Below are 12,369 nucleotides of genomic sequence, written 5' to 3'. Positions count from 1 at the left end.
TGCGTAAAAGTAATTGGTGCTGTATAATTTAAAAATACTATATGTGTTGATATAGAATAAATGTCTTTTTAATATATCTTCATCTAAAAAAAAGGAGATCATAATGAAAGAGTTCTTACAAAAGCATCGTAAACGTATAGTAACAGGTGCTGTTGTTCTTTGTGTTCTTGGTGGCGGCACATATTACTACATGGATAGTCTAAATGCAAATCAAGCACAAACATTATACACTACTGGCAAGGTTGAAAAGGGTGATGTAAAAACTAGTATCAGTGCTACAGGTACTATTAACCCTGTAAATTATGTAGATGTTTCTACAAACGTTGCTGGTAAACTTGAAAAAGTTTTAGTTAAAGAGAATGATCAAGTTACGGCTGGTCAAGTTATTGCTTATATTGATACACGTCAATTACAAGCATCTGTTGATGATGCTCGTGCAGCGTTGGCTAAAGCAGAACTTGATATGAATCGTTATAAATCTTTGGCGGCTCAAGATGCTATTGCACAACAAACATATGATGATTCTGTAACAGCTTATGAACGTGCTAAATCTACCTATGAACGTGCTGCAGCGGATTTAAGTGATGCTACGATTACAGCTCCAATGTCTGGTACTGTTGTAGGTACACCGCTAAAAGCAGGTCAAACTATTAGTACTGGTATCTCCACACAAATGATCATTGCTACCATTGCAGATTTAAAAAATTTAGAGATTTATCTTACTGTAGATGAAACAGATATTGGCAATATCAAACAAGGTGCTAAAGTAGAGTTTACTGTAGATTCTAAGCCAGGTGAAACTTTCACAGGTTACGTTTCTGAAATTGCAAAAGGTACAAAAGGTAATATGGGCACTACAAGTAGTAGTGTTGTGTACTATACTGTTAAGGTTCAAATTCCTGAAAATATTGCAGGTAATTTCCTACCAACTATGACGGCTCGTGCCACAATTTTTGGTGAAGATATTAAAAATACATTGGTAGTTCCTCTTACTGCTGTACGTACGGACAAACAAGGTGAGTATGTATATGTTATAAAAGATGGTCAACCAGTACGAACCGCTGTCTCTACAGGTGTAACTGGGGATACTAATGTTCAAATCTTAAAAGGTTTATCTGAAGGTGATGAAATTATCGTAAGCGGTGATGTAAATGCACCCAAAAATAATGTAGCTGGACCATTCTAAGGGTAGGTGCTTATGAACCAAACAGTAATTGACATACAAGGAATTACAAAAACCTATGTGAATGGCAAATTATCAGTACCTGTTCTACATGGCATTGATTTAGTTGTCAATAAGGGTGAATTTGTATCCATTATGGGACCATCTGGCTCAGGTAAATCAACCTTTATGAATATTCTCGGATGTTTGGACCGACCTACAACTGGTTCTTATCGACTCAATGGAGACGAGGTTGCTACCTTATCTGATGATGAGCTTGCGTATGTGCGTAATAAACAGATCGGTTTTGTATTTCAAAGCTTTAATTTGTTGACAAAATTAACAGCCCTAGAAAATGTAGCGCTTCCTATGATTTATGCAGGTGTAAATAAAAAGATGCGCATTGAACGAGCTTCTCAATTATTACAGTCTGTCGGATTAGACGAGCGTATGGATCACTTGCCATCCGAGTTGTCTGGGGGGCAACGACAACGTGTAGCGATTGCTCGTGCATTGGCGAATAATCCTGCTATTATTATGGCTGATGAACCGACAGGGAATCTCGACTCTAAGTCAACCATTGATGTTATGAATATATTTAGAGGTCTTCACGATGAAGGACGTACAATTCTTCTAGTTACACATGAACCTGATATTGCTACGTATGCGAGTCGTAATGTAGTCTTGAAAGATGGGATAATCGTAGAGGATTCGTTCAATTCTAATATGACTCCTATAAAGGAGGTGCCTAATGTATAAAGAAAGTTTTCTAATGGCATGGGCTTCCTTGGTTGCAAATAAATTACGATCCCTCTTGACCATGCTAGGTATCATTATTGGTGTAGCTGCAGTTATTGCATTGGTATCTATCGGTAATGGGGTGAAGCAAGATATTGAGGATTCTATTTCTAGCTTAGGCTCTAACTTGTTGGTAGTTATGCCAGGGGCGCCGCGGACGCCAGGTGTTAGACCTTCGCAAGGGTCCATGAAATCGTTGAAAATATCTGACTATGAAGTTATTGCCAAGTTAGAAGGTGTAAAAGCCGCTAGTCCTATGACAAATGGCTCTTATGTGGTGATTTATCAAAATAAAAACTGGACTACATCTGTTGCGGGGGTTAATTCTAACTTTCAGGATGTAAATAATTGGACTATGACATCTGGTCGATTTTTCTCCGATAAAAATGTTCAGAACCGAGAACGTGTAGCGGTTGTGGGACAAACGGTAGTAAAAAATTTGTTTGCTGATGAAGATCCTGTAGGCAAGGAAATTCGTGTTAAAAATATTCCATTCCGTGTCATTGGTGTTCTCAAAAGTAAAGGGAACGGAACCATGGGTAATGACCAAGACGATACGGTGTTAATTCCATATACAACATCAATGGAGCGCGTAGAGGGCATTGACTATCTTCGCATGGTGTATGTTGTGGCTAAGGATGATGAGGGCATCGACCGTTTGCAGGCAGATATAGAGAACTTGTTGCGTGTTCGTCATAATATTAAAGATACAAATTTGGATGATTTCAATATTCAAAATATGAAATCTATTATGGAAACAGTGGCTCAGACGACCGGAACATTTACGTTATTCCTTGGGGCTGTTGCTGCGATTTCTCTAGTTGTAGGTGGCATTGGTATTATGAACATCATGCTTGTATCTGTAACGGAACGGACTCGAGAAATTGGTGTGCGTAAAGCTTTGGGGGCTACGTATAGCGTAATTGTTACGCAATTCTTAATAGAAGCCGTTGTAATCAGTTTGATGGGGGGCTTTATTGGTATTGCTTTCGGTATAGGAGCCTCAAAAGTAATCGGAATGGTATCTGGAATGAGTACAGTTGTATCTGTTCCAACAATCATAATGTCCTTTGCCTTTTCCATGGCTATTGGTTTGATTTTTGGTATATATCCAGCCCGTAAAGCGGCTAAACTCAATCCAATCGATGCATTGCATTATGAATAGTTTTGAATTTATAAATGTATTTTCTTAAGAACATACCATATAATTAGATAGAGTTATTCGCATATGGTGCGTTGCATGATACAATATGTATGATGTAACGCACCATTTTTATATGTTTGTATTGAATTTTGACATATAACTATAGAGATTTTCATACAGGTAATGTAATAGACTTAGTATTTAGATTAGTTAATCTATGGGTATGTATATAGAATGGAGAACCTTATGGCTACAACATTGTTAGAATATTTCAACGAATTACGAGATCAAAACCCATTTTCTTGGGTGAAAGATTCTGCGATTACAGCAGTGGAACCAGGTCATGCGGAAATGACATTGCAAACAAATGAAACAGATTACTGCAATTTTAGAGGGGATTTGCATGGTGCCGTATGTATTGGCTTAGCAGATAGTGTGATGGGGACTGCTTGTTTTACATTGGGAAAATCTGTTAGCACCATTGATCTTAATGGTAACTATGTGAAAGCTGTTAAGGGCGGTGCTGTATTGCGTGGTGTAGCTAATGTAGAGCACAACGATAAAACTACTATGGTTGCTACCGCTCGTATTTATAATGAATTAGGTGAACTTGTTCACTTGGCACGGGGTACATTTTTTGTACTAGAAGAGAAGCCATTACCTGATTTACCATGGCGTTTTATTGAAGAAGATAACCCTGATTTGGTATAATATAAGTTAGACTTTTACAAATAGGAGGATGCTTGAATGGAACAAGAATTACAACGTATTAAGGCAGAAGCTCTTGATGCCATCAAAGGCGCTGCTGATCAACAAGCGTTGCAAGATATACGTGTTAAATATTTAGGTAAAAAAGGCGAGGTAACGGCTTTATTAAAAGGTCTTGGTAAATTATCTCCAGAAGAACGTCCTAAAGCGGGGGCCCTTGTTAATGCTGTTCGTGAAGCGTTAGAGGCTGAAATTGATACAGTTAAAGCTCGTATGGAAACTGCAGAGTTAAATGCTCGTTTAGAAAAAGAGCGCATCGATATTACATTGCCTGGCCGTGCACAAAAAGCTGGTCATATCCATCCATTAACAAAGGTTAATGAAATGATTGAAGACTTCTTCATGAAAATGGGGTATACCGTTGAAGAAGGTCCAGAAGTAGAGCAAGATTACTACAACTTTGAATGCTTAAACTTGCCTAAAGATCATCCTGCACGTGATATGCAAGATTCCTTCTATATTACAGAAAACTTCTTATTGCGCACGCATACATCTCCAGTACAAGCTCGTACAATGCAACGTCATGAACCTAATAGCCCAATCCGTATGATTGCGCCTGGTAAGGTTTACCGTTGGGACTATGATGCGACTCATTCCCCTGTATTCCATCAAGTGGAAGGCCTCATCATAGATGAGCATATTACTTTTGCTGACTTAAAAGGCACATTAGAGTCCTTCTTACGTCACATGTATGGTGATGACACAAAGGTACGTTTCCGTACAAGCTTCTTCCCATTTACAGAACCATCTGCAGAGGTAGATATTTCTTGTGTAATGTGTGGTGGTGAAGGTTGCCGCGTATGTTCTCATACAGGCTGGCTTGAAATTTTGGGCTGCGGTATGGTTCATCCCGATGTATTGCGTATTAATGGGTACGATCCTGAAAAGGTTAAAGGCTTCGCCTTTGGCATGGGTGTAGAACGTATTGCTATGCTTTTATATGGCATTAACGATTTACGTCTATTCTTTGAAGATGATGTACGATTCTTGGAACAATTTTAGGAGGAACTCATGAAAGCAAGTTTACAGTGGATGAACGAATACGTGCCTGTGGATATGAAGCGTCCTGCTCAAGAATTGGCCGATGAATTAACACAAGCTGGTATTCCTGTAGAAGATGTCATTGCTATGGATAATGGCATCAAGAAAATTTATACTGGTAAAATCGTGGAGATTACAAAACATCCAGATGCAGATAAATTACAAGTATGTCAAGTTGAATGCCTTACAGAAGAAGGCGAACCTGTTATAAAACAAATCGTAACGGCTGCTACTAATGTTGCAGTAGGTCAAATCGTGCCTGTAGCGTATCATAAATCTCGCTTAGCAGATGGTACAGAAATTAAAAAAGGTAAATTGCGTGGCGTTGTTTCTGAAGGCATGTTTTGTTCCGTTGCAGAATTTGGTATCTCTAGCGACTTAGTATTGCCAGAAGAAGCTCAAGGCATTTACATTTTCCCTGAAGGAACACCAATTGGTCTTGATGTAAAAGACGTTTTGGGTTTAAATGATACGGTATATGAGTTTGAACTCACTGCTAACCGAGCAGATTGTTTTTCTATGGTTGGCTTATCCCGTGAATTTGGGGTGATGACAAACCAAAAAGCTTTATTCCCTGTTATCATGGTTAACGAAAATGGCGAGTCCATTGAAGGAAAAGCTTCTGTATCCATCGAAGCTGATGATCTTTGTACTCGTTTTACTGCTCGCGTAGTAACTGATGTTAAGGTTGAGCCATCTCCATTGTGGATTCAAAACCGTTTGCGCAATAGTGGTATTCGTCCTATCAATAATGTAGTAGACGTAACAAATTATGTTATGTTAGAACTTGGTCAACCTATGCATGCCTATGATTATGATCATGTAAAAGGTCATAAATTAGTGGCGAGACGTGCTAAAAATGGTGAAGTGCTTGTTACACTTGATGGTTCTGAACGCGAATTGAATGACTCCATGCTTATTATTGCTGATGCTGAACGTCCAGTAGGTGTAGCAGGTATCATGGGTGGGTTTGATAGTGAAGTGACAAACGAAACGACCACAGTTATGTTTGAAGCTGCTGTATTTAATGGTCCATCTATTCGACGCACTGCTAAAGCTCTTGGCATGCGCTCTGAAGCATCTGGCCGTTTTGAACGTGGTGTAAATCATAAATACACCGCCTATGCTATCGACAGAGCGGCGCAATTATTGCAACAAATTTGCCCTACTTGTAAAGTTGGTGTAGGTGTAATTGATGTATATAAAAATCCTGTAGAACAACATACAGTTACTTTCACAGCAGCACAAATCAATGATTACTTGGGTACAAACATTGAAAAAGACAAAATGGTTCGTATTTTGACAGCCCTTGAATTCGTTGTAACAGAAGAGGGCGACAAGTTGTCTGCCCTCGTTCCAACATGGCGTGGTGACGTAACAGTGATGCCTGATATCGCCGAAGAAGTGGCTCGTATCTACAATTACGATAATATTGCGCCTACAATCCCTGTTGCGGTATTGTCCTCTGGTGGCATGACACCTAAGAAAGCTCTTACTAAAGAGGTTACACATGCATTAGCTAAATTGGGTATGACTCAAATCATTACATTTAGCTTCATGCATAAAGATGGTCTTTCCAATATGATGCTTCCTGAAGGGGATAGCCGTTATACAGCCATTCCAATCTTGAATCCTATTTCCGAAGAATTCCCTTATATGCGTACAACATTGGTACCGGCTGTTATTGAAGCAGCAAAACGCAATATTGCGCAACAAAATAAGGATCTTTGGTTATTTGAAACAGCTAATGTATATGAACCAAAAGCTTTACCTTTAACAGAAGTACCTCATGAACGACCTATGTCTTGTGGTATATTGATGGGCAAGGCAAACCAAGCTGGTTGGAATCAAGCAGAACGCACTACAGATTTCTATGATGTAAAAGGTATTGTAGATGCGTTGTTAACTGAACTAGGCGTTACAAGCTATGAAGTTAATCGCGGCACTGAGCCATACTTTCACCCAGGTGTGAGTGCTCAATACGTAGTTGATGGTAAAATGATTGCTCAATATGGTGAATTACATCCACAAGTGAGCAAAAACTTTGATTTGCCTGGTAAAGTATATATGTTTGAAATCAATTTGGAAGCCGTATTATCCTTAACGATTCCACCGTTCCGTTATACATCCTTCAGTAAATTCCCAGGCACTAGCCGTGACCTTGCCATCGTTGCACCTGTGTCCGTATCTAGTGGTGAAATTTTATCTATCATTAAAGAACATGGTGGAGAATATTTAGAAAGTGCATCTATCTTTGATGTTTATGAAGGTGAACATATCGAAGCAGGTTACCGCAGTCTCGCATACAACTTACAATTCCGCTCTATGGAAGGTACGTTGAATGATGAGGATATTGACGGTAATATTCAAACTATTATTGATGCATTAGCAGAAATTAACTGCAGATTACGTTAATCTCAGCAGTATATTGAAAGGGTTTACCGTATGGTAAACCCTTTTAGTACTATAGTTATGCCTTTAGTTAGGTAGAAAGGACTGTCCATGGAATTATTGGCTCCTGCTGGTACGATGGAAAACTTTATAGCCGCGTTAGAGGCCGGGGCGGATGCAATTTATTTAGGCGGTAAGGGTTTTAACGCACGTGCTCATGCAGCAAACTTTGGAATTGAGGAATTAACCGAGGCTATTCGCTTGGCCCATATTCTAGATGTGTCTGTGTATGTAACGGTAAATATCCTCATAGGTGATTCTGAACTTACGACCCTTGCTGAGTATTTGAAGGAGTTAGAGTGCATCGGTGTCGATGCTATCATCGTGCAAGACTTGGCTGTGGCTAAATTAGCGCAACAGGTGGCCCCTAAGTTGCATCTTCACGGCAGTACGCAGATGACGGCGGCCACACTCGATGCTGTTCGTTTTTATGAAAGTCTCGGTTTTACACGTGTCGTTTTAGCTCGTGAATTGAGCCTCGCTGAAATTGAACATATTTGCAAGAACTGTACAGCTGAAATCGAAGTCTTTATACACGGTGCGTTGTGCGTATGTTATTCTGGTCAATGCTTAATGAGTTCTTTTATTGGTGGTCGCAGTGGTAACCGTGGTGCTTGTGCACAGCCTTGTCGTTTGCCTTATGAGTTATTGGATTCTTCAGGTACTAGCTTGTTGCCAAAACACGAAGCCTATCTATTAAGTCCAAAGGATCTTAACTATAGTGAATATATGAATGAACTTGTGGCGGCCGGTGTTACGTCCTTTAAGGTAGAAGGGCGTATGAAAAAGGTTTCCTACGTGCGTCAAGTTATTGGGACCTATCGTCATATTTTAGATACGGCTCATATAGATTCTACTGATGCCGATGCATTAGCTTCTGGATTTAATCGTGGATTCTCTACGGATTATTTAACAGACCATGTAGGAAAATCAATGATGACCGTGGTAGCCCCAAATAATCAAGGGAAATTGATAGGCAAAGCAGAGGTCAAAAAGGGTCAAGTTCATTTATTTCTAACAGAACCGATTGAAAAAGGATCACTTTTAAAGGTAATGCAAGATTCTGGTAGTATTACGTATTATCAAATTGATCAGAATTGGTCCTTAATGGATGAAAAGCATTTTGTAGGCAAACCTGATGAAGGGTTTGCAGCGGGACAAGTATTTTTAGCATCTACGCCAAAATCTCAAAAGCAACGAGGCTTACAAGATTTCAGTGCTAAATTAGAGGTACATGGTTATCTATCTATTAATACAGATCGAGAACAACCTTGCACAGACCTTACCTTTGTATTGAATGATGGGCGTACTGTGACTGTATCTAATGAGTTTGAACCGGTTTATGCTAACAATAAACCGACTACATTAGAGAAGGTTACAGACCAAGTAGGTAGATTAGGCAATACATTATTTACGCTTGGCTCTATGTCTATTCCTGATGGACCTTATATGTGGCCAGCTAGTGTGTTAAATGCATTGCGTCGCGATGCTGTAGAGGCATTAGAAAACTTGTTGATTACAGACCATGAAATAGCATGGGCTGAGCTAGCTACAGAGCCTCAAGATATGTCTTCTATAGTGGCTAAGAGTAGTATTCAATATACTGAGCCTATGGTGAGTGCTCGCGTTGATGAACTAGAGGCTGTGAAAGCAGCTATTGAAGGGGGCGCTAAGAAGATTATCTTCGGTGGTGACCGTTTACAACGTAAGCCTTATGAACTTAGCATCTACGAGCAGGTAGCTAAACTTTGCAAAGACCATAATGTACTTTGTGTATTTGCTACCCCTCGCGTCGTGAAAGATGATGAAGTAAAGGCGTATATGAATACGCTTAAGACCATGGTAGAGGCTAAAGCGGATAGCATTTCTATTCACGTGCCACAAGCATTACTATGGCTCCGTGATTTAGGTTATACCGGTGCTGTTGAAGCCGATACAGGTCTTAATATATTTAATGGCTCTGCACTACAAGTATGGCAAGACTTTAATATGAGTAGTATAGCGCCATCCTTAGAGTTAACCTTGACGCAACTCGTAAGCTTACAAAAATCTACTAATTTGCCATTAGAGGTTATGGTTCATGGTTATACGGAAATGATGATTTCTGAATACTGTGCCATCGCTAGCTTTGTAGGGACTGGTAAAAAAGAAAATTGCCCTATGCCGTGTGTAAAGGAAGATTACGCATTGAAGGACCGTAAAGGGGAAGTGTTCCCACTTCGTACGGATCCGTATTGCCGTATGCACATCATGAACAGTCATGAAATGGATATGCGCGCGTATGTGCCAGAGTTACATCGAAAAGGGCTACATATTTTGCGTATCGATGGGCGTCATATGGATCCAAAGAGATTGCGTATTATCGTAGCAGATTATGTATCCATTCAAAATGGAACAAAAGAGGCTCCTCCTAAGAGTGTAGGCAAGGATGATACGCCTATTACAAGGGGCCACTATTTTAGAGGTATTTTATAAAAGAGGTAGTACATTGTTTAACGAAGATGTATTAGACTTTCACCATATAAAAGAACAATTACAACAACATTGTAGTTCTACCATTGCTAAAGAATTAGCGATGCACATTGAACCGATGACAGATGCCAAGACCATTCAAGAAAACCTTGATGAGACGGCAGAAGCGATGCGTTCACTGCAAACAGAGGTAGAACAGCCGTTAGGCGGTACACGCGATATTCGTGAATCTTGCAAAAAGAGTCGCAAAGACTTTGTTCTTACACGTGAAGCCTTGTGGGACATTTATTTGACCATTGGTGCTTATAAGCGCATGATAAAGTTCTTTAGAATGAAATATATGGATTATCCATTGCTATCCCTATGGGTACAGGATATGCCAAATACAGATCGCATTGAAAACCGTTTTAAACGCGTCTTTGATGAGAAAGGGGAATTGCTTGATACAGCATCTCCTAAATTGGCTAGCCTTAGAAATACGATTATTAAAACTCGTGAAAAGATTAAAAATGATATTCAAGCTATTTTGCACGACAAGGATAATCAAAAGTATTTCCAAGAAGCGATTATTACACAGCGTAACAATCGTTACGTAATCCCTGTAAAACAGGAGTATCGCCAATACTTTGATGGTCTCATTCACGACCGTTCTGCAACGGGTCAAACCTTATATATTGAACCGATGCGCTTGGTGAATCTAAATAATGAATTACAAGAGGCATTAATTGGTGAAGAGCAAGAGGTATTGCGTATTTACCGCGAATTATCGGCCCTTGTCAAACAACATAGCAATGATTTGATGGATGCTTGTGAAAAGGTATCCCATATTGAATTTGTATATGGTAAGGCGAGCCTTGCTATTTCTTACAAGGGTGTACCGGCAATCTTAAGTACTGACAGAACAGTTAATCTCATGAGAGCTCGTCACCCATTAATTCCACCAAATATGGTAGTGCCTACAAATATTCAATTAGGTACATCGTACCGTATTTTACTAATTACTGGTTCTAACACAGGTGGTAAAACAGTTTCCCTTAAAACATTGGGCTTGTTGAGCTTGATGAATCAATGTGGTCTATTTATCCCTGCTGATCACGGTTCTATGTTACCAGTATTCCATAATATCTTTGCCGACATTGGAGACGAGCAAAGTATTGAGGCCAGCCTTAGTACGTTCTCTGCTCATATGACACAAGTTATTTCCATCATCAAACATTGTGGTCCTAACGACTTGGTTTTACTGGATGAACTTGGGTCTGGTACTGATCCAGAAGAAGGTAGTGCACTTGCCGTATCTATTCTTGAGTTCTTCCGTAAAAAAGGTGCCCTTATGGTGGTAAGTACCCATTATAATGAGCTTAAAAATTATGCGTACCATACGGAAGGTATTGAAAATGGCCACGTAGAGTTTGATGAGCGTACCTTAAAACCTACATATCGACTCCATATCGGCGTAGCCGGCAGTAGCCATGCGTTAAGCATTGCTGCACGTTTAGGCTTACCAAAAGACATTGTAGAACGCGCAACAGAGTATAAATCTCAATTTGGTAGTCATGAAATGGAAGAAGTTCTTTCCGACTTAAACGAACAACTTCGTAAAGCCTCTGAACGTGAAAGAGCGTTAAAGAAAGAGCTTGATGAAACACGTCGTATGCGTGGCCAACTAGAGAAGGAAAAGAAACAGTTTAATGAAAAACGTAAACAAATCTTATCTAAAGCTCAGGCCGATGCAGAATCCATGAAACGTAGTTTACGCGTTGAAGGGGAAGCGATTATCAAGCAATTGAAAACGCAATTCTCTGAAACAAATAAGGATAGGCGTCAATCGGCTATTAATGCAGCACGTATGGGAATTTCTAGTGTTCATGTACCAGAAGCTCCAGTGGATGATGAGCGTAAGTCGTTAACTGCAGATGCTATTAAGGTTGGCCAAGCTGTTTATGTTACATCCTTGCGTTCGTTAGGTACTGTGTTATCTATCAATGGTAATCGTGTGAATGTTGATATTAATGGGCTAACAGCCACCGTTAAGGTTAGCGAATTACAATCTACTACACGTGAAGAAGGCAACAAACTCGCACGTGAACAAAAAGCAGTTATGCCTAAAACAAGAAAACGTATGGGTGGCTCGGCAGTACAACGTCAAAAAGAAGTCCGTACGGAAATTAATATTCTTGGTCAAACAGTAGATGAAGCGATCGTTTCTGTAGGTAGATTCATTGACCAAGCTTTGCTTGGTGGTGTTAATCAAGTGCGTATTATTCATGGTAAGGGTACAGGTGCATTACGTGAAGGCGTTCACCAATATTTACGTACCTTGCCTCATGTAGCGCACTTTGAAACAGCCGGTTATGATGAAGGTGGTGCAGGGGCTACGAATGTAGTTCTTAAATAAAAATATAATCTTCAGAAAATTGTATATGGAAATAAAAGGGTACATATCAGCTCTTATGGCTTGCTACCTTTTTATAGAGATAATATTTAGATAGTAAATATGTATAAAAAGAAAGGGCGGAACACTGAGTTCCGCCCT

Annotated in this window: 8 protein-coding genes; all 8 read left to right on the top strand. The window is 39.7% G+C overall.

What is annotated here, in order from left to right:
* Positions 1-103 precede the first annotated feature (103 nt).
* Positions 104-1,186 carry an efflux RND transporter periplasmic adaptor subunit gene (locus tag VPAR_RS05420; RefSeq protein WP_004697057.1) on the top strand — a complete coding sequence of 361 codons (1,083 nt, stop codon included), beginning with the start codon at positions 104-106 and terminating at the stop codon, positions 1,184-1,186.
* Positions 1,187-1,198: 12 nt separating this feature from the next.
* Positions 1,199-1,921: an ABC transporter ATP-binding protein gene (locus VPAR_RS05415; protein WP_004697222.1), complete on the top strand. Its 723-nt coding sequence runs from the start codon at positions 1,199-1,201 to the stop codon at positions 1,919-1,921.
* Positions 1,914-3,125, top strand: coding sequence for an ABC transporter permease (locus tag VPAR_RS05410; RefSeq protein WP_012864479.1), 1,212 nt, complete (start codon positions 1,914-1,916; stop codon positions 3,123-3,125). The genes VPAR_RS05415 and VPAR_RS05410 overlap by 8 nt, the downstream gene beginning before the upstream one ends.
* A 225-nt stretch (positions 3,126-3,350) precedes the next feature.
* Positions 3,351-3,815 (top strand): PaaI family thioesterase, encoded by a 465-nt coding sequence (locus tag VPAR_RS05405; RefSeq protein ID WP_012864478.1) that lies wholly within the window; start codon positions 3,351-3,353, stop codon positions 3,813-3,815.
* A 36-nt stretch (positions 3,816-3,851) separates the two neighbouring features.
* Positions 3,852-4,874, top strand: a complete 1,023-nt coding sequence (gene pheS / locus VPAR_RS05400; protein ID WP_012864477.1) for a phenylalanine--tRNA ligase subunit alpha — start codon at positions 3,852-3,854, stop codon at positions 4,872-4,874.
* Between the two features lie 9 nt (positions 4,875-4,883).
* Positions 4,884-7,328 (top strand): phenylalanine--tRNA ligase subunit beta, encoded by a 2,445-nt coding sequence (pheT, locus tag VPAR_RS05395; protein ID WP_012864476.1) that lies wholly within the window; start codon positions 4,884-4,886, stop codon positions 7,326-7,328.
* 87 nt (positions 7,329-7,415) lie between these two features.
* Positions 7,416-9,839: a U32 family peptidase gene (locus VPAR_RS05390; protein WP_012864475.1), complete on the top strand. Its 2,424-nt coding sequence runs from the start codon at positions 7,416-7,418 to the stop codon at positions 9,837-9,839.
* A gap of 13 nt (positions 9,840-9,852) precedes the next feature.
* Positions 9,853-12,231 (top strand): endonuclease MutS2, encoded by a 2,379-nt coding sequence (locus tag VPAR_RS05385; RefSeq protein WP_012864474.1) that lies wholly within the window; start codon positions 9,853-9,855, stop codon positions 12,229-12,231.
* Positions 12,232-12,369 lie beyond the last annotated feature (138 nt).

The sequence above is a fragment of the Veillonella parvula DSM 2008 genome (assembly GCF_000024945.1).
Taxonomy (GTDB): Bacteria; Bacillota; Negativicutes; order Veillonellales; family Veillonellaceae; genus Veillonella; species Veillonella parvula.
This window is presented reverse-complemented; position numbering and strand designations above follow the sequence as displayed.

Bases quoted from the DNA above. Each gene is read 5' to 3' on its own strand.
- VPAR_RS05390 (WP_012864475.1), top strand. From the start codon at position 7,416: ATGGAATTATTGGCTCCTGCTGGTACGATGGAAAACTTTATAGCCGCG.
- VPAR_RS05420 (WP_004697057.1), top strand. From the start codon at position 104: ATGAAAGAGTTCTTACAAAAGCATCGTAAACGTATAGTAACAGGTGCT.
- VPAR_RS05410 (WP_012864479.1), top strand. From the start codon at position 1,914: ATGTATAAAGAAAGTTTTCTAATGGCATGGGCTTCCTTGGTTGCAAAT.
- pheS (WP_012864477.1), top strand. From the start codon at position 3,852: ATGGAACAAGAATTACAACGTATTAAGGCAGAAGCTCTTGATGCCATC.
- VPAR_RS05405 (WP_012864478.1), top strand. From the start codon at position 3,351: ATGGCTACAACATTGTTAGAATATTTCAACGAATTACGAGATCAAAAC.
- VPAR_RS05415 (WP_004697222.1), top strand. From the start codon at position 1,199: ATGAACCAAACAGTAATTGACATACAAGGAATTACAAAAACCTATGTG.
- pheT (WP_012864476.1), top strand. From the start codon at position 4,884: ATGAAAGCAAGTTTACAGTGGATGAACGAATACGTGCCTGTGGATATG.